16 protein-coding genes are annotated in these 18,684 nt (G+C 39.7%); 6 read left to right on the top strand and 10 right to left on the bottom strand.

The window, feature by feature from the left end; all coding sequences use genetic code 11:
* The first annotated feature begins 89 nt into the window (after positions 1-89).
* From DFQ04_RS07415 to DFQ04_RS07400, 4 genes are all read left to right on the top strand, one after another.
* A complete protein-coding gene (locus tag DFQ04_RS07415) occupies positions 90-3,239 on the top strand; it encodes an Eco57I restriction-modification methylase domain-containing protein (protein ID WP_133554195.1) in 3,150 nt (1,049 codons plus the stop codon).
* Between the two features lie 176 nt (positions 3,240-3,415).
* Positions 3,416-4,090 (top strand): hypothetical protein, encoded by a 675-nt coding sequence (locus tag DFQ04_RS07410; RefSeq protein WP_166637275.1) that lies wholly within the window; start codon positions 3,416-3,418, stop codon positions 4,088-4,090.
* A gap of 8 nt (positions 4,091-4,098) precedes the next feature.
* Complete coding sequence (locus DFQ04_RS07405) at positions 4,099-4,656, top strand: hypothetical protein (RefSeq protein ID WP_133554191.1); 558 nt, start codon at positions 4,099-4,101, stop codon at positions 4,654-4,656.
* Positions 4,657-4,783: 127 nt separating this feature from the next.
* Positions 4,784-4,993, top strand: a complete 210-nt coding sequence (locus DFQ04_RS07400; RefSeq protein WP_133554189.1) for a hypothetical protein — start codon at positions 4,784-4,786, stop codon at positions 4,991-4,993.
* A gap of 903 nt (positions 4,994-5,896) precedes the next feature.
* Here DFQ04_RS07400 and DFQ04_RS07395 read toward each other — a convergent pair.
* Genes DFQ04_RS07395 through tamL form a run of 3 tightly spaced genes read right to left on the bottom strand, consistent with a single transcriptional unit; the run spans position 5,897 to position 9,834 of the window.
* A complete protein-coding gene (locus DFQ04_RS07395) occupies positions 5,897-6,472 on the bottom strand; it encodes a phosphatase PAP2 family protein (protein WP_133554188.1) in 576 nt (191 codons plus the stop codon).
* On the bottom strand, positions 6,469-7,380 hold the full coding sequence (gene hemF / locus DFQ04_RS07390; RefSeq protein ID WP_133554187.1) for an oxygen-dependent coproporphyrinogen oxidase: 912 nt from the start codon (positions 7,378-7,380) through the stop codon (positions 6,469-6,471). Before hemF ends, DFQ04_RS07395 begins: the two co-directional genes overlap by 4 nt.
* A gap of 6 nt (positions 7,381-7,386) precedes the next feature.
* Positions 7,387-9,834, bottom strand: coding sequence for a translocation and assembly module lipoprotein TamL (tamL, locus tag DFQ04_RS07385; protein WP_243739645.1), 2,448 nt, complete (start codon positions 9,832-9,834; stop codon positions 7,387-7,389).
* On the opposite strand from tamL, the gene DFQ04_RS07380 reads away from it, so the two are divergent.
* Positions 9,824-10,573, top strand: coding sequence for a TrmH family RNA methyltransferase (locus DFQ04_RS07380; RefSeq protein ID WP_133554186.1), 750 nt, complete (start codon positions 9,824-9,826; stop codon positions 10,571-10,573). The genes tamL and DFQ04_RS07380 overlap by 11 nt on opposite strands.
* On the top strand, positions 10,570-11,568 hold the full coding sequence (locus tag DFQ04_RS07375; protein WP_133554185.1) for a bile acid:sodium symporter family protein: 999 nt from the start codon (positions 10,570-10,572) through the stop codon (positions 11,566-11,568). Before DFQ04_RS07380 ends, DFQ04_RS07375 begins: the two co-directional genes overlap by 4 nt.
* On the opposite strand, the gene DFQ04_RS07370 is transcribed toward DFQ04_RS07375, so the two are convergent.
* From DFQ04_RS07370 to DFQ04_RS07340, 7 genes are all read right to left on the bottom strand, one after another.
* On the bottom strand, positions 11,553-14,150 hold the full coding sequence (locus DFQ04_RS07370; protein ID WP_133554184.1) for a mechanosensitive ion channel family protein: 2,598 nt from the start codon (positions 14,148-14,150) through the stop codon (positions 11,553-11,555). The two genes, DFQ04_RS07375 and DFQ04_RS07370, sit on opposite strands and share 16 nt — an antisense overlap.
* Before the next feature lie 174 nt (positions 14,151-14,324).
* Positions 14,325-14,585: an acyl-CoA-binding protein gene (locus DFQ04_RS07365; protein WP_133554183.1), complete on the bottom strand. Its 261-nt coding sequence runs from the start codon at positions 14,583-14,585 to the stop codon at positions 14,325-14,327.
* Between the two features lie 121 nt (positions 14,586-14,706).
* The gene (locus DFQ04_RS07360; RefSeq protein WP_133554181.1) at positions 14,707-15,993 is read right to left on the bottom strand and encodes a citrate synthase; all 1,287 of its coding nucleotides are present in this window, start codon (positions 15,991-15,993) and stop codon (positions 14,707-14,709) included.
* 246 nt (positions 15,994-16,239) lie between these two features.
* Positions 16,240-16,662: a BrxA/BrxB family bacilliredoxin gene (locus DFQ04_RS07355; protein ID WP_133554179.1), complete on the bottom strand. Its 423-nt coding sequence runs from the start codon at positions 16,660-16,662 to the stop codon at positions 16,240-16,242.
* A 24-nt stretch (positions 16,663-16,686) separates the two neighbouring features.
* Positions 16,687-17,028 (bottom strand): DUF59 domain-containing protein, encoded by a 342-nt coding sequence (locus DFQ04_RS07350; RefSeq protein ID WP_133554403.1) that lies wholly within the window; start codon positions 17,026-17,028, stop codon positions 16,687-16,689.
* Position 17,029: 1 nt separating this feature from the next.
* On the bottom strand, positions 17,030-17,461 hold the full coding sequence (locus tag DFQ04_RS07345; RefSeq protein ID WP_133554177.1) for a SufE family protein: 432 nt from the start codon (positions 17,459-17,461) through the stop codon (positions 17,030-17,032).
* Positions 17,458-18,681, bottom strand: coding sequence for a cysteine desulfurase (locus tag DFQ04_RS07340; protein ID WP_133554175.1), 1,224 nt, complete (start codon positions 18,679-18,681; stop codon positions 17,458-17,460). Before DFQ04_RS07340 ends, DFQ04_RS07345 begins: the two co-directional genes overlap by 4 nt.
* Positions 18,682-18,684 lie beyond the last annotated feature (3 nt).

Genomic DNA, 18,684 nt, shown 5'->3' with positions numbered 1-18,684 from the left:
TTTGACAATTCCCGCCCTTCCTATTTCAAGCATTTTTCGTTTTGCGGCAAACTGATATCTTTAGGGATAAGTTTTTGATTTGTTTTTTGATGGCGCTATTCCAAAGTTCAGTTCTTAAAAAATACCTTGCCGCTCAGGCATCCCAACCCATTCAGGAAGCATTAGCTGCCTATCTGACTTATTTCCACAATCCCAGAATCAAGGAAAATATCCGCGCTGCCAAGGAAGAGCAGTTTCAGGAAGGTTTCCTTCGGGAATTGTTTGTCAAAATCTTAGGCTATACCATCAATCCTGAACCGGATTTCAATCTGACCACGGAACTCAAGAATATCAAAGATTCCAAAAAGACAGACGGAGCGATCCTTCTGGATGGAAAAGCTCTCGCCGTGATCGAGCTCAAAGGCACCGATACCAAAGACCTGGACAAAATCCGAGATCAGGCTTTCAATTACAAAAACAACCAACCCGACTGCGTCTATGTGATTACGAGCAACTTTGAAAAGCTGCGCTTCTACATCGACAATGCAGTGGACTTTGTGGAGTTCAATATCCTGGCTATGGATAATGAACAGTTTAAGCTACTCTGGCTGCTACTGCAAAAAGACAATCTTCTCCAAGGACTTCCCAAAAAAATCAAGGAAGAATCCCTGCTGGCCGAGGAACAAATCACCAAGCAACTCTACAAGGATTACTCCTCCTTCAAGCAGGAACTCTGGCAGGATTTGGTGGCCCAGAATCCCGAACAAGACGAACTCATCCTCTACAAGAAAAGTCAAAAACTACTCGACCGCTTTCTCTTTATTTTCTTCGCTGAGGACAAAGGACTGCTTCCTCCCAACTCCATCATGGAGATTGTCAATCAATGGAAAAAGCTTGGGGAACTGGACGAATACCGCCCCATCTACGAGCGATTCAAAAAATACTTCGGCTACCTGAATACCGGAAGAGTACAGCCGGGAAAAGCCGAAATCCATGCGTATAACGGAGGACTTTTCGCTACCGATCCGATACTGGAAGGTCTGAAAATCTCCGATAGCGTACTGGAAAAACATGTACGCAAGCTGACTGAGTACGACTTCGACACGGAAGTAGATACGAATATTCTGGGGCATATCTTCGAGCACAGTCTGAACGACATCGAAAATGTCCGTGCCCAACTTGCCGGGGAAACCGTAGACAAGTCCAAGACCAAGCGCAAGCGGGACGGGGTCTTCTATACCCCCAAGTACATCACCAAGTACATCGTGGATAATACCTTGGGAAGACTCTGCACCGAAAAGAAAGCCGAACTCGAACTCGTGGACGAGGAATTCTCCAAATACCACAGCTACAAAACCCCTCAAGCGGAAAAGAAACGCAAGGCTGAACTCAAGCAAAAGCTAGACACCTACCGCAACTGGCTCCTTCAACTCACCATCTGTGATCCAGCTTGTGGTTCCGGGGCATTTCTAAACCAAGTGCTGGAATTTCTGATTTCCGAGCATCGCTTTGTAGACGAACTGGAAGCCCAACTCTTCGACACGCCCCTGATTCTTCCTAACGTGGAAAACCATATCCTCGAAAACAACATCTTCGGGGTCGATATCAACGAGGAATCGGTAGAGATCGCCCGCCTCTCCCTCTGGCTGCGCACCGCCAAGAAAGGACGTAAACTCAGCAGTCTGAACTCCAATATCAAGGTAGGCAATTCCCTAATCGATGATCCTGAAGTAGCCGGAGACTTAGCCTTTAACTGGGAACAAGAATTCCCTCAAGTCTTTGCTAAAGGAGGGTTTGATGTGGTGGTAGGGAATCCGCCGTATGTGAGGCAGGAATTATTTGGTGAACTCAAACCATATTTGGAGCGGAATTATATAGTATTTGAAGGCACTTCAGACCTTTTCGCATACTTCTATGAATTGGCTTTCAAAATCTTAAAAAGAGATTCTTTATTTGGATTTATTTCAAACACATTTGATAAAACAAAAGCTGCAATCAAATTAAGAGAATATCTAAAGACCAATACTGTCTTTGTGGAGTATGTGGACTTTACTGAAGTTCAAATTTTTGAAGGAGCGACAACTTATCCTATTATACTAATTGCAAAAAATAATATCAAAGAGAAAAGTGAATTTGCATTTAAAAAAGTGCCAAAGAATTTGCAAGGCTTTGTGATTGATATTGATTTATTAGGAGAGTCCAAGGTAAATCAAGACACTCTTGTTTCAGAGAGTTGGAGTTTTAATCCAAATAGCGTTTTTGAAATCATTGAAAAAATAAAGAAGAATAAAACCATTAGGGATAAGTTTAGTAAATGTTTCTATGGAATAAAAACAGGGTATAATGAAGCATTCATTATTGACGGAAAAATTAAAAACGAATTAGAAATATTACATATAAGTTCAAAAGATCTGATCAAGCCATATTTTGAAGGAAAGGATCAAAGTAAATGGGTTTCAGAAGAAATTGATAAGTATATAATATTCACTCGTAGAGGAACAGATATAACTCAATATCCAGCTATTGAAAATTATTTAAATCAATTTAAGGAGCGATTGACTCCAAGGAATTCAGAAGATCAAGTAATTGGAAGAAAACCTGGGCCGTATAAGTGGTTTGAGATTCAGGATTCTGTGGATTATTATAGGCTATTTGAAAGCCCGAAAATTACATGGCCAAATTTGCAATCACAGCCAAAGTTTTCAATTGATTCGAAAGGATATTACATCAACGCACCTTCCGTAATCCTACCGTCAGAAAACCTCACATTATTATGTATTGTAAATTCAAAATTGATTTGGGAGTTTTTAAAATCTATTTGTGTAGTAAGGAGTGGGGGATATATTGAAGTCAAGCCACAATACTTTGAACAAATTCCGATTCCTGAATTAAAGAATGAGGATCAGTTTGAGCGACTTGCAAAATCAATAATCGAAGCTACCGCGTCAAAGCAAAGAGTTGAATCAAATTTTTTAAACCTTCTAAAATCAAAATTCTCAATAGAGAAGCCAAGTGGAAAACTCCAAAACTGGCCTGACTTGGAATTCAAGGGATTTTTGGGAGAGTTAAGCAAGGCCAAGGTAAAGTTAAGCCTAGCCGAAGAAGCCGAATGGATGGCCTATTTTACTGAACAAAAACAAAAAGCCAATACCCTCCAAGCCGAGATCAATCGAATCGATCGAGAAATCGATCAATTGGTCTATGAATTATATGGCCTGACCGAGGAGGAGATTAGGATTGTGGAAGGGGGTGAGGGGTGAACTGTTTTATAGACCAAGAATCTATTTCAAATAACTCTAGTTGGTTATTAGAAATTTCAATTACTTTTTTAGCATTTTTATTAGGCTTAATATCAACTATTATAATCAATAGATTTTCAGAAAGAAAGAAAAGAAAAAGACTGAAAGAGTTTTATTTGTCTTGGATTGAATTTTCTTTGGAAGCATTTGACAGACAAATAATCCTATTTAATGAATACATAAATGAAATATCCAATAAGAAATCTATAAGATTAAAATTTAATAATAATCAAATTGATAAACTAAATGATCTTAATAATGAGGAACTTTTTGATGCCTTCGTAATTAGTAATAAGGGAAATACAAAACTAAACTCTGAGAATTTACATAAATTAGGAAGTCATATATCTTATTTAGAAATTTCAATTCAGAATATTAAAGAAAAGTTCAATGAATTTAGGGAAGAAAACAAAAATTGGACTGAACATTGGAACACATCCTTTTTAGAATTTGGAAAAATAATAATGGATTATATCACAAAGCATAAAAGGAATTATGGAAAAAATATTGAAGATATTTTTTTATTGAAAGAAAAACTGAATGAATTGGGAAAAACTGATCAAGTTCCAAGTGAGGTAGTCTTTAATGAATTTATTACACCCATAAGAAAAATTTTTTCGCATCACCTAAATTTAAATCATGACGATATTTCCTTAAATGGAATAAAATCAAGCGAAAGATTAAATGCTTTAATTCTTCAAAAAAATCATCTTTATAAAACCCACATTGAAGGGATTGAAGATTACAAAAAACAAATAAGCTATACACTTGAAAAATCAAAAGAAATTGTTGAATATTTTAAAAATCAATAATACATAATATGAAAAAACTAATTTTTATACTTGTTATTTTATTTCCTATATATTCGTTCAGTCAAATTAATAATGAACAAATAGATAAATATTTGCAAGATGAAATTATTAGAGGGAACAATTTAAGGTTTATCTCAAATAAAGGATTAAGAATTTCAGTTTACCTAGAAGGGTTGGATGATATAAAAACTAAACTACCGTTTGATAAAGAAAGTTTAGAAAGGGATATCGAATTAAAATTAAATATTCACAAAATAAATTACACTCGAGAATATGACTTAATCGAAAGACCTGTCCTTTACTTATCTGTTATTGCATTAATTGACGAATATAATACAGTTTTTTATGGAGCAAACCTAACAATTGAAACTACTATAATTGAGGGAACAGATTATCGGAATCCAAATGAACCAATTTATAAATTTAATTCCTTAATACTTTATGACAAAAATACAATTGGTAAAGCTGGTGAATTAAGGTATTCCGGAATTAGGGATAATTTATTATCCCTCGTAGATAATTTTATTGCGGATTTTAATTATGCCAACCATAGTAAAAATCAGTAATGATTCAGTCACCCCCTTCTGGGAGTACAATACATGACTTAGCGTAGTCCACGATAGCGATCGGGAGCATCTACGCTTTTTTATTTCAAGGAATTTGTAATTTCCTAGGTATTAAAAGCTAAATCCCATGACCCACCTCTATACCCTATACCTAGGTGATTCCGATATGACTCTGCTTCAGGGATTGATGGAAGAAAAAATCAAGGAAATCAAAGCCCGGAATCCTGAGCAGCACAGTAGGGAGGCCCATCATCTAGGGAAGATAGAGGATTTGCTGGCCTTATTTCAGAATGGAGATACGACCATAGCTTCCTCTAATACCATGATGGGTGGGTAAAATACCTTCAGCTGGATACGTATTCCGAATGAACCCAAGGCTATTTTTTAAGCTATTCCCCTAGAATTTGTAATTCCTATTGCTCTACACTCATTCCATCCTTTATCCCGTAGGGATTATATCTCGGTAGAAATAATTAGACACCCGGATTTATTCGACCCCCATAGGGGTCGTACCAAAGGAATGATCTTGGATTTCTACCCATATCCGACCCGTACCGGGTCAAGCTCACCTAGGAGTAGAATACATGACTAAGCATAGTCCACGCTAGCGATCGGGAGCATCTACGCTTTTTTATTTTTTGATCCCGTACAGCTGTCGGGATGAAATTCCGAAACCCTAAATGGCTAAAGCCATTCTTAAATGTCGGTTTTCCGTGATATAGCCCCGGGTTTAAACCCGGGGCTATATTGGATCCCACCCTTGATAAAACCATTTCAATGGTTTTGCCAAAATCCCTTTCCCCTCTCGCCGGATTTATTCGACCCTGCAGGCCCAATGGGGGTCGTACCGAGGAAATGATCTTGGATTTCTACCCATATCCGACCCGTACCGGGTCAAGGCTATCATTTTGGTGCATCGTTCTACCCCGACAGGGGTAAAACCTTTCAATAGCTCAAAAACCAAGAATCCTCTCCCAGACCCCGAAAGGGGTCTAACTCTTCTAATCAGGTTCAACCCCTCCGGGGTTGCCGTTTAATTAGGACAATTTTTTCTATTCAAAGATTTGATCCTTTCAGGATCATATTCTTATCAATAATTACCCTCTGACTTTTATGACCCCGACAGGGGTCTAAATTTTTCAATAGTCTTGAGACCATCCACATTTTACCTCCAAATGCTGGGTGGGATTTTAGAACACCAGATTGTTGTTTTGTCAGGCGATTTTTCTTGCTTTTACATTTACTTCAAAGCAGATTTGATGATTTCCCGTTTGACAAATACGATAAAAAACCAGGAAATAAACCCTATAATGGCCCCGATGCTAGCGCCTAGAAGAATATCAAAAGGGTAGTGGACTCCGAGGTAAATTCGGGTATAGCTAACGACCACTGCATAGAGATACAGCCAGCCCAGATGCTTGATTTTACCTTTCATTTTCAGATTGAGGAAGGTGGCCAATCCAAAGGTGTTTGCAGCATGGGAGGAGACAAATCCATACAAGCCTCCGCATCGTCCATAATTATGCATCAATCCTTCCCATCTAGGGTCATGGCAGGGGCGAAGTCTCTCCATCAAGGGCTTCAAAAAACCTGAGGTAAATTGATCCGCTGCCAAAATAGTCAGCATCACTCCACCAAATACCCACCAACTTGCTTTGGGGTCCGCTTTGTAAATTTTGTAAGCCAAAAAAGCATAAAGGGGAATCCAAGTAACTGTTTCGGTCATTTGAAACATAATCGGATCCAGCCAGTCTGCGTGAAAGGAGTTTAGCCAGAGGAAAAACTCCTCATCCCATTGTTTAAAAAGCTCTATCATAGCTCATAAGTTAACCAATCGAGGTCTTTTTTCAGATGCTCCAGGGTAAAAGCTTCCGGACTGCCCGGAGCAGGCTGATGCATGTATTCCCATTCGGCTTGTGGAGGCATGCTCATCAGAATACTTTCTGTTCTCCCGTTGGTGTCTAATCCGAATTTGGTGCCTGAATCCCATACTAGGTTAAACTCCACATATCGCCCGCGACGGAGATTTTGCCAAGCCTTTTGTTCCTTGCCAAATGGGATTTGGCTATTCTTTTTCATGAAATGGGTATATACTTCTGGGAAAAGCCTTCCAATCGCTAAGGAGAAATCCAGTAGATGCTGAAATTCCTCATCAGATTTGGCACTCATCCGGTCATAGAAAATCCCTCCAATTCCACGGGTTTCATTTCGGTGTTTCAGGAAAAAATAATCATCCGCCCATTTCTTGAATTTGGGATAATAGTTCAGATCGAACTGGTCACAGACTTTTTTCACTTCCTGATGGAAATATCTTGCATCCTCCGGATTGATGTAATGGGGAGTCAGATCAATTCCACCCCCAAACCAATGCACTCCATTTTCCATCTCGAAATACCGGATATTCATATGGATAATCGGCACCATCGGGCTGAAAGGATGTAGGACAATGGATACTCCGGTAGCAAAGAAATCGGCCTGTTCCAAACCGAGTTTGGCTAGGATCTTTTCAGGAGTTGGCCCATGCACAGCCGAAAATGCAACGCCTCCTTTTTCAATGATTGCTCCATTTTCGAAAATGCGGGTTCTCCCTCCACCGCCTCCAGGTCTTTCCCAGGCATCTTCCTTGAAGTTGCCTTTTCCATCACCCAGTTCTAATCCTTTGCAGATATGATCCTGCATTTGACGGTAGATTTCCGCGATTTCTTCTTTAGTCTTTCTGCTCATCAAGTGTTAGAAGGGATAACCTATCCCGAAATTAAATACTGTTTGTCCCTTTGCTCCAAAAGGTCTGGAAAACGAAATATTATCCAAAACCCAACGACTTCCTTCATCTTGGGCTGGATCTACGGCTTTGGTTGCCAAATCTAAACGAATGACCAAAAAGTCAAAGTCCATTCGTAATCCTATCCCTGCACCCAAGGCAATTTCCTTGTAAAATCTATCCCATCTGAAATCTGCTCCAGGTCTGGCCGGATCCACTCCGATCATCCAGGAATTACCCGCATCAATAAACAGGGCCATATCAAAGAAGCCAACCAGATTTCTTCGGTATTCCAGCATACTTTCTAAAATCATCTCCGCCGGCTGCTCATTGATGTAGTCATAGGGTCCTCGTTCGCCGATCACCGGTTTGGAACTACCTGGTCCAAGACGTCTGGCTTGCCAGGCACGGATACTCGTTCCACCACCTGCAAAGAAGTATTTTTCGTAAGGTAAAACTCCCGCGGATATACCATATGGTGCTGCCCAACCGAAATTTAGGCGATAGGCAAAGGTTTGTTTCGTAGACACTGGGTAATACCTTCTAAAATCGACCTGAGTTTTTAGCCATTGGAAATTGGCGTATTCGATATCCGGTTCATCGTTGCTTTGCACATCAAAGAAATTCAAGGTCGTACCCCCGCTTTCTACAAAAAGTCGTAGCAAGGAAGCTCTCTTGGTAGTAAAGTCACCGTATCGATTGAAGTTTATAATAGTCTGTCCTGAAATACTGCTCACAAAAGAGGGGAGGAAAGACCAGATCAAGTTGTTTCCTCTACTTTGCAGGTCCTCCAATACGGCCAAAAATTCGGGAGTGAGTTTAGGTGTCCGGATATAACTCAAGTCAGCCGCATTGACAGTGAAGGATTGCCGGTTGTTTCGGGTATGCCAGGTATAGGAAAGCAATCCGTTAACTGAGTTTCTGGTGTATTCCGGTCTATTGGTATAGGTGTAGCCAAACTGAACTCGGGTGTTTGGATTGTATCGACCGAATTTCTGAAGTGCTCCAGGAGCAAAAGGAATCAAGAATCTAGGGAAAATTACAGAAAGAGAGGTGTTCACTTCCTGGCTTTGGTAAACACCCAAACCAGTTGCAGAAGCTACACCTTCCAATCCTGCTCTGAAGTTGAATTCCAAGATTTCTCCTGCCCGGAAGAAATTCCTGTTTCTCAGAGCTGTACTGAAAAATGGCCCTGGAAGCTGTTCGGTAATTGTCAGACCCACCTGATTGGTCAGCTGGTATTTTTGGTTGGGCTGGGTAAATATGTTTGCCGTCAGGGAAGTACCAAGCGTGTCAAATGAAATATTGACAAACCGAAAAAGATCCAGATTACTTAAAAGCCTTTGAGTTTCAATGGCATTCTGTCGGTTATATCTTCCTCCTTTTTCCATCATGATCCTGGAGGCAAGGATTTTTTCAGAATAGCGATCTCTGTAGAAAGAGAAATCGATTCCTCTAAAGTCCTTTTGGATTCTTTGGTCTATGAATTCATTATTGGGAGGATTGATTCTGAAATTAATGGAGTCCAGGGTATAAGGCTCATGCTTTTCTGCAAAAGTGGGTCTTTGGACTATCTCTTCAATGGTGACAATTTTTTCAGCGGTATCTTTGTAGACAATATAGTTGAGATAGGTCCGTGAAAACATGTAAAAACCATTGTTTTTCAACAAGTCTTCAATCCTGCTTCTTTCGGAAATGATATTATCCTGGGAATAATTTTCCCCCTGATGGAGAAAGGTTTGCTTTTGATTGGAGTCTAAAATCCGCTTGATCTCCTCGTTATCAGTTTTCCGATAAATGGAATCGATGATGTAAGGTTCTTTCTCTTGAATAAGGTAATTGACAAAAGCCTTTTGATCCTTTTTTTCTATTTCATAGGTGACTTTTGCATCAAAAAAGCCATGGTTAACCAAATATCCGGTGAGGTTATTCACTGACTTATCTGTGAGAGTCTCATCCAATATCACGACAGGATTCCCTGTTCGCATGACGCTATTCCCATAGTCCAGCTTTTTCTTCAGGCCCTCAATTTTTGAGGTTAGTTTATCTTGCCTTTTTTCCAGTTTTCGATTATCAGGAAGAGTATCTATTGATGCTTTTACACTCGCAAGTTCAAGTCGAGCCTCATTCCATTTTTCTGCTACTTGGCTGCTATCATAAAATTGTCTTCCGAATCGATAGATATTTACTCCAAGAGAGGTGCCCAAAAATCTGGTGTTCGGTTCTTGTTCGAGTAAACCGTAAAGATCCTCCTCGTTTGCCTTTTCTACGCCTTGAAGTTTATTTTCATAAACTACCAATTCATCCTCTTTCAGGTTTCTGGTCAAGGAGCAGCCAAAGCAAACCCAAAGCAGAGCGATAAAAAGTATATATTTGGAGGATTTCAACTTGTGGTAAACTAAGGGGATGCTGAGCAAAAATACAGTTAAGTTTATAAAATCCTTGCATCAAAAAAAATACCGAAGCCAAAGCGGGCAGTTCTTTGTGGAGGGTGAAAAAAGCGTTTTGGAAGTTTTGGATTCAGATTTTTTAGTGGATTTATTGTTGGTGACGGAGAATTTCCAACAAAAGTATGCCCGAAGACTGGAAAGATTTAAAGGAGAGAAAATTCTGGTCACACAAAATCAACTCGAGCAAGTGGGACAGTTCCAATCCAACGATTCTGCATTGGCTGTGGTAACCATGAAATCCAATGAGGCTTTTACTCCAACTCGGGATGAATTGATTTTAGCTCTGGATGAAGTAAGAGACCCGGGAAACTTGGGAACCATCATTCGAATTGCAGATTGGTATGGAATCAAAAAAATGGTTTTTTCTCTGCATACAGCAGAATTCTACAATCCTAAGGTAATTCAGGCCAGCATGGGTTCCTTTACTCGGGTAAAGTTCTTTTATGGAGACCTTCAGGAGGTTTTTACAAAATGGAGGCTTCCGGTTTATGGAGCCTTTTTGAAAGGGGAAAACATCCACGAAATGAAAAGTATTTCTCCTGGAGTAATTGTAATGGGCAATGAGTCTAATGGGATTTCTGGTGAAATAGAAAAGCTGGTAAACCATAAAGTTACCATTCCGGCATTTGGAGAAGCGGAGTCGCTCAACGTGGCTATTGCCACAGCTATCCTTTGTGATAATTTCAAAAGACTATTGGGTGCATGAGTAGACTTTCCCAAACCCTACAAAAAGTCGGAATTAATGGATTTCTCCTGGGCTTGTTTTTTGCCATTGGCATGGCCTCAATTTTTCCAGAAGTTGGTTCTTCTGAATCTGGGATTCCCTGGAAGCCCATCATTAATGTGGGGATTGCCTTTGTGTTTTTCTTTTATGGAGTAAAGCTTGATCCGGTTCAATTGAAGCAGGGGCTTTCCAATTGGAAACTACATTTGCTGATTCAGTCTGCCACCTTTTTGCTTTTCCCCGTCTTGGTTTGGGCTTTGATGAAGTTCATTCCTTGGATTGATGAGGACTTTAAATTGGGAATAATATACCTTTCGGCTCTGCCCTCGACAGTAAGTGCATCTGTGGTCATGGTTTCCATAGCTGGAGGAAATCTGGCAGGGGCGATTTTTAATGCCAGCATTTCAAGTTTGCTTGGCGTAATTTTGACCCCTGCTTGGATGGGTATTTTGGCGGGAGGAGTAGAAGGGGAGATAGACTTTTGGAGTACCCTTGGGGAGCTTTCTCTTAAAGTGATTTTGCCCGTTTGTTTAGGGATTTTAAGCCATGGCTGGCTTTTTCCTAAACTGAAAGGTCTTTTGCCGAAGTTGAAGTATGTAGATCAGTCCGTGATTATGATCATCGTATTTACCTCCTTCGCAGAATCCTTTGCGCAGCATATTTTTTCTTCCTATGAACTATCCACCTTAGTCCTAGTCGCCCTGACTATGCTTGGGATTTTTCTTTTGGTGATGGGGATTTTGGAAGTCCTTAGCAGAGTTTTGGGATTCTCATTTAAGGATCGGATTACCACACTTTTTTGCGGATCCAAGAAATCTCTGGTTCATGGGGTGGTCATTGGAAAGGTGATTTTTCCAAATCCAGCTGTATTGGGATTGGTGCTGCTGCCTGTGATGCTTTACCATATTCAGCAATTGATTATCGGAAGCATCCTAGCTGGATATTTTGGGAGAAAGCAAAATCAACTGTCTTCTTGATCCTTCTTCTTAGGAATTTCTAAGTTAGAAGGAGGAGAAATGACGTGTAAATCCCGCTGTGGGAATGGGATTTTGATACCGTTCAGTTTGAAGAGTTCATTGATTTTACTCACCAGATCTCCTTTGACAAAAGGGTAATCAAAATAACTGTTTAACCAGAAAACCACTTCGATATCAATACTGCTATCCGAAAATTCCATAGGAACGACTCTTGGGATAGGGAAATTTCTAATTCTTGAATCTTCGGAGACAATTCCTTTGATAACGGCGACAGCTTTTTCAAGATCAGATTCATAGGAAATCCCCACAACCAGGCTGAGTTTTCTTCCTTTTCCGGTAGTCCAATTGATTAGCTGCTTACTGATCAATTCTCCATTTGGAATTACTACCATGGATCCTTCAAACATGTTGACCACGCTGCTTCGGAAGCCGATGGATTTCATTGTTCCAGGTTTCCCTTCGATTTCTATCAAATCGCCAACTTTGACGGTGTTTTCAAAAGCTAAGATCAATCCACTGACCAAGTTGTTGACCAATCCCTGAAGACCTAAACCTATACCTACAGAAAGCGCTCCAAGGATGATGGTGATTTTATCCAGAGGAATTCCCGAAGCTGCAAATGCCAAAAATAATCCCAAGCAGATGACAAAGATCTGAACCAATAGCAGCCAGCTTCCAAAACTGATTCGCTTCCGCTGATCGTCCGAGTTGATGGCATCGGGGTCTGCAGAAAATAAGGAGAGTAGCTTTGAAATCAGTACAGAAATAAACAGGATGACAATAAAGACAAAGACCCCATTAATTGAAAAAGCATAAGAACCAATTACTCTTTCCTCGGTCAGGAATTCATTGATGCTCTGTGAGAATTGAGTGAATGCATAGAAATTTTTACCGATCAATAAGGCCCAGCCCAGGATCAAAAAGAAGTAAAATATTCCCGGTGCTCTTGTTCCTATTTTATCAAAATTGATGAAGAAATTCCCTTTCTCCGGGGTAGAATAGACCTTATTGGCAATGTTTAGCCCTTGATTGATCAGTCGGACAGTCCAAAGGAGAAAAATCCCCAAGACTATTCCCATATATCCTGAAACCATAAAGGATTTGGCCAAATTGAATCTTCCTGTAAAGTTTAAAACCATGGAAATGAATTCAAGTATTCCCAAAAGCCAGATGAAATACATGATTCTTTTTTCCTTGAGGTCTTCGGATTTTTTATTGAAGACCATATAGATCAAAAAGATCACGCCAATAGAAGCAATTCCATACATCAAGTAGTGTTCTTGAATTGTCGGAAGCAAAATCATATTTGCCAAGCCTGCCAAAAGGAAAAAGACAACGGTACAAACCCAGAAAAAGCTCCAGAAGGCTTTCAAAAATCCTTTGAAGACAAGAGAAAGAGCTATGCTTGAAATTAACCAAACTGTCCAATAAAAGATAAATGGAGGGTTAATGAAAAAGAATTGGAAAATTCCCAAGGTAATGACCAAGGCCGATTGAATTGGACTCTTTAAGATCAGGTTGTTTTCATCAAAAGGGTCATGACTCAGGGTTTCTGTAGTTCTATTTTTTAGGCGATTGATGAAAAGCCAAACGATTAAGAAAATCACTACTGTGAATAAAATTCTGCCTTGGTAAATGTTTACATAATATCTCAAAGCATATTTTTCCTTGATTATCGATGCTTCTATCGATTCTTTCAGGGATTGAGTATAGTAACGGTCCTGAGAATCAGAGGGAACTTCAGACTCAAAAATCTTAGTGTTCAGCTCACTTCTAGAAACATCAATTCCATCAACCAAAGAATTGAGTTGAAATATCAATTCATTTAATGAAGTTTGGATTCCGTCAACCTGTTTTTTTCTGAAAAGTAAGGAGTCTTCTATTGGGCGTGTTTGGATGGATATTTCAGTTACATCTTTAGAGTATTGAACTGCTTCCAAAGTATCCAAGGGAAGTTTGAAAAGTTCTGGTTGGGCTGAAATGGAATCAATTCTATAATGCGAAAGCCTCATTTCTTTCGCGTAAGTATCTACCTCCTCTTTTCTAGCCTCTGTTTTTTGGGAGATTTCTCTCAATATAGCCGAAGAAACTGCCAGGTTTCTTTCTGATTTGATAGTAGAAAAATTGTCATTAATTCCTTCTAGAATTTTTGGAAGAAGGTCTTGAATTTCAAGAAGTTCTTCAGAAATAAGGTCAAAGTTTGGGTGATTTGCCAAAATCCTTTTGAGCGCATTGATTTCATTTTTCAGATCAGAAATCAGGCTGTTTTGAGTAAGGTAATTTTTGCGGCTTTGATATTTTTCGAGGTTTTTGGAATAGGCCTTATTCAATTCCTCTTCCATTGCCTTCATCAAGTCAATTTCCTGGTTTTTTTGCAAATTGACCAAAGAAGAGTCTGAGGGAAAAATTCGAGTAAATGTGGGTTGATTCTGGGAAGAAAGCTCTTGGACTTTCAAGGTATCAATTACCGATAAAGAATCTGGAGTTTGAGAAAAAGCATGGAAGGAAGAAAGAAGAAAAACAAAAATGAATGTCAGAAGCTTTCCTAGTAAAAGAGGTTTTGAAGAAATTATTTTTCTCATTAGTGAGGAATAAATTGTTCATCAAACTAAATAAAAGAGGTGTAATAACCAAAAGCCCTTATTTCCAGTCAGGAGGGCGATTTAATTTCTAAAAATTTACGGTGGTAAAGGTTTGACCTTGAAAAAATATCCTTCATTAAAAATAAAAAGGAGAGCATTGCTCTCCTTTTTTATTTACATGTATTTTTTCGACAATTCATCTACTAAATCAAGATAAGCTGCTGTTGATTCTTCCTTAGATTTTCCTTTTAGCATTAGCCAAGCGTTATATTTTGCGGCAGCTTTAAAATCAAATCCACCAGGTCTTTCTTCTTCATTGTCTCCCTCAGTGGCTTGTTTGTATAAGCCATAAAGTCTGAGTAATTCTTCATTGCTAGGTCTTGTGGTGAATTTTTGGGTTAGCGCAACTGCCTCCTCTAATGTTGTTGGTTTCATGGTAAACTGGCTTGGGTATTTTCAGTTTCCAAATATTGTATCATTTTGGGGATTAAAAAATAGCTTGGGAATAAAAAAGGCCAGCTTTTGGCTGGCCTTTGAATTTATTTCAAGAATAGATTTAACGTCTGTTCATGCTAACGTAATCTCTTTCTGTAGCTCCAGTGTAGACCTGACGAGGACGGCCAATTGGTTCTCCGTTTTCTCTCATTTCTTTCCACTGAGCAATCCAACCTGGGAGACGTCCCAAGGCAAACATTACGGTGAACATATCGGTAGGAATACCCAAAGCACGGTAGATGATACCTGAGTAGAAATCCACGTTTGGATAAAGCTTTCTATCTACAAAATATTGGTCATTTAGTGCAGCATATTCCAATTCCTTGGCGATATCCAAGACAGGATCTTTTACACCTAGTTTAGCCAAAACGTCATCAGCAGCTTTCTTGATGATTTTTGCTCTTGGGTCAAAGTTCTTGTAAACTCTATGACCAAAGCCCATCAATCTGAATGGATCGTTTTTGTCTTTGGCTTTGTCCAAGTATTTCTTAGCATCTCCACCATCGGCTTTAATCGCTTCAAGCATCTCAATCACAGACTGGTTTGCACCACCATGAAGCGGTCCCCAAAGTGCATTGATACCTGCGGAAATTGACGCATAGATTGAAGCTTGAGAAGATCCTACAATTCTTACAGTAGAAGTGGAGCAGTTTTGCTCGTGATCTGCATGAAGAATCAACAAAGAATCCAATGCCTTAGAAACTACTGGATCTACTTCATATCGCTCTGCAGGAAGAGCAAACATCATTTTTAGGAAGTTGGAGCAATAGTCGAGTGAGTTATCTGGATAATTCACTGGATGCCCCATTTTGTTTTTATATGCCCAAGCAGCAAAAGTTGGCATTTTTGCAATGAGTCGAATGATGCTTAGGTTGATGTCATCAGCACTTCTGTTTGGATTCAAAGAATCCGGATAGAAAGCAGAAAGAGAACAAATCAAAGAAGAAAGAACGCCCATTGGGTGAGCATTGGAAGGGAAACCATCCAAAATCTTCTTGATATCTTCATGTACCAAAGTATGGTAAGTAATTTCCTTTGTGAAGTCTTCGTATTGAGTCTGAGTAGGCAATTCACCATAGATCAAAAGGTAGGCAACCTCGATGAAACTAGACTTTTCAGCTAAGTCTTCAATTCTGTAGCCTCTGTATCGAAGAATTCCCAATTCTCCATCTAAAAATGTGATTGAACTAGTAGTTGAACCTGTGTTTTTGAAGCCGGAATCTAGGGTGATTAGACCAGTTTCGCTTCTAAGTTTTGCAATGTCTATAGCAGGTTCGTTTTCTGTACCGATAATAACCGGGAATTCAAATTCTTGTCCGTTGTAGGACAGCTTGGCGGAGTCAGACATATATCGTTAGTTTGGATTTCTATTAAGTTGAAAACTCTAAAATCGGCCTTAAGTTAATAAAATCGCCCATTTTTTAGGGATTTTATTCCATAAGGAATACGATAATTATTTAAGAGTAAAAGAAAGGATTATTGGTATTTATAAAGAGTTGAAAATAAAGGTTTTGAAATCACCGTGTTCAGGGAATTTTCTTTGGCTGGTTTTAGCTTTGCTCCAAAGAAATAAAAAAGCCCCGAGGGGCTTATTTTATTCACAGAAATGTTCGAATACTTCAACCAAATGATCACCGATCATTTTGGCGTTTCTTCCTTCGATGTGATGTCTTTCAATAAAGTGTACCAATTCTCCGTCTTTGAATAAGGCCATAGCTGGAGAGGATGGAGGATAAGGAAGTACCAATTCTCTCACTTTTGCCACTGCGTCACGGTCATTTCCTGCGAAAACCGTAGCAAGCGTGCTTGGCTTTTTGGCAGCATTTTCCAAGGCATATTTTACACCCGGTCTTGCAGCACCTGCCGCACATCCACAAACAGAATTTACCACGACAAAAGTGGTTCCTTTATGATTTGGACCCAAATGCTCAGCAACTTGCTCTGCAGTTCTGAATTCCTGGAATCCTACATTTGAAAGTTCAGCCCTCATGGGCGCAATTAATTCTTCAGGATACATATTGTTGATTTTTTATTTACTGGTTTAGAGAAATCCTAGTTCAAGTTTCGCAGCCTCTGACATCATGTCTTGAGAATAAGGGGGATCAAAAGTCACTTCGACTTCCACATTGTTCACTCCTTGGATCTGCTGGATTTTATCCTTCACTTCAGAAGGAATAAACTCCGCTGAAGGGCAATTGGGTGAAGTCAATGTCATCTGAACGTAAACGTTGTTGACTGGATAAACGGTGATTTCGTAAATCAGCCCCAACTCGTAGACGTCCACGGGGATTTCAGGGTCATAGACCTGCTTGATCGCCGTGACTACTTTATCCCTTAAATTTTCCACTTGGCTTGCGCTTATTGTTTCGTTTTTAGCTTCCATTTCAGGCATTTTGCTTGGTTTGAAAAGCTAGAGCATACAATTTCATTTGTTTGATCATGGCTGCCAGACCGTTTGATCTTTGGCTTCCGATGATACTTCCCATGCCTATCTTATCAATAAAATTAAGTTCAGCATGGATAATCTCCTGAGGAGTACGATTGTTTAAAACCCGAATCAAAAGGGAAATCAGACCTTTGGTGATGTCCGTATTGGAATCTGCCTGATAGTGGACTTTTCCATCCTGATCATCTGCAATCAACCAAACTTTGGACTGACAGCCTTTGATGATGTTTTGTTCTGTTTTTTCTGATTCAGGAAAAGCCTCAAGATTGTTTCCGAGTTCCATGATATAGAAAATGGTAGACTCTTTATCATCTCCCAGGATTTCAAATTCTGAAATAATCTCCTCCTGAATATCTTTTATCGCGCTCATTTATTTTTAAATCTTGCTATCTGGGCCACACCCTCAGCTAATTTTTCAATTTCTGATTTGGTATTGTAAACCGCAAAAGAGGCTCTGACAGTTCCCTCAATCCCAAAACGTTTCATCAAAGGTTGAGTACAATGGTGGCCTGTCCTCACGGCAATGCCTTTGGCATCCAACATTTGCCCCACATCGAAGGGATGCATTCCGTTGATATTGAACGATAAAACGGATACTTTTTCTTTCGCAGTTCCAACGGGAATAAAGCCTTTTATGTCTTTTGTCAATTCTTTGGCATAGGCTAAAAGTGAATCTTCGTGCGCTTTTATCTCCGGTTTTGTGAGATCCTTGATAAAGTCCAAAGCAGCTTTGAAGGCAATCACATCTGCGATATTTGGTGTGCCCGCCTCAAATTTAAATGGGATTTCGTTGTAGGTGGTTTTCTCAAAAGTCACCTCTTTGATCATTTCCCCTCCCCCTAAAAACGGAGGCATAGATTCCAGGACTTCTCTTTTTCCATACAAAACTCCAAGACCGGTAGGACCATAGAGCTTGTGGGCAGAAAAGGCCATGAAATCACAATTCAAATCCTGGACATTAATTTCCAAATGAGAGGTAGATTGCGCCCCATCCAAAAGGACTTTTGCCCCAAATGAATGCGCCGCGTCAATCACTTTTTTCACAGGATTGATTGTCCCAAGGGCATTGGATGCGTGGACAATACTGACCAATTTGGTTTTTGGAGAAAGCAATTTTTCGAATTCTTCGTAAAGAATTTCTCCAGCCTCATTAATTGGAATTACTCTAAGAATTGCTCCTTTTTCTTCACAGAGCATTTGCCAAGGAACAATATTCGAATGATGTTCCATTGTCGAGATGATAATTTCATCCCCTTTTCCAATGAATTTTGAGCCAAAAGTCTTGGCGACCAGATTGATGCTTTCGGTAGTTCCCTTAGTAAAAATGATCTCTGCAGCTTCCTTGGCGTGGATGAATTCCCGCACAGCCTCCCGAGTCTCCTCGTAATACCGAGTGGCCCGATCAGCCAAGGCATGAGCTCCCCTGTGAATATTTGAGTTGTCAAACTCATAATATTTCGTCAAGGCCTCAATTACTGCCAGAGGCTTTTGGGTAGTAGCAGCATTATCAAAATAAATCAGGGGCTTGCCGTGTACTTCTTGATGAAGCACAGGAAACAAGCCCCTGATTTGGTCTATATTTAAACTCATGTG

It is taken from the genome of Algoriphagus boseongensis (genome assembly GCF_004362805.1).
GTDB lineage: Bacteria > Bacteroidota > Bacteroidia > Cytophagales > Cyclobacteriaceae > Algoriphagus > Algoriphagus boseongensis.
This window is presented reverse-complemented; position numbering and strand designations above follow the sequence as displayed.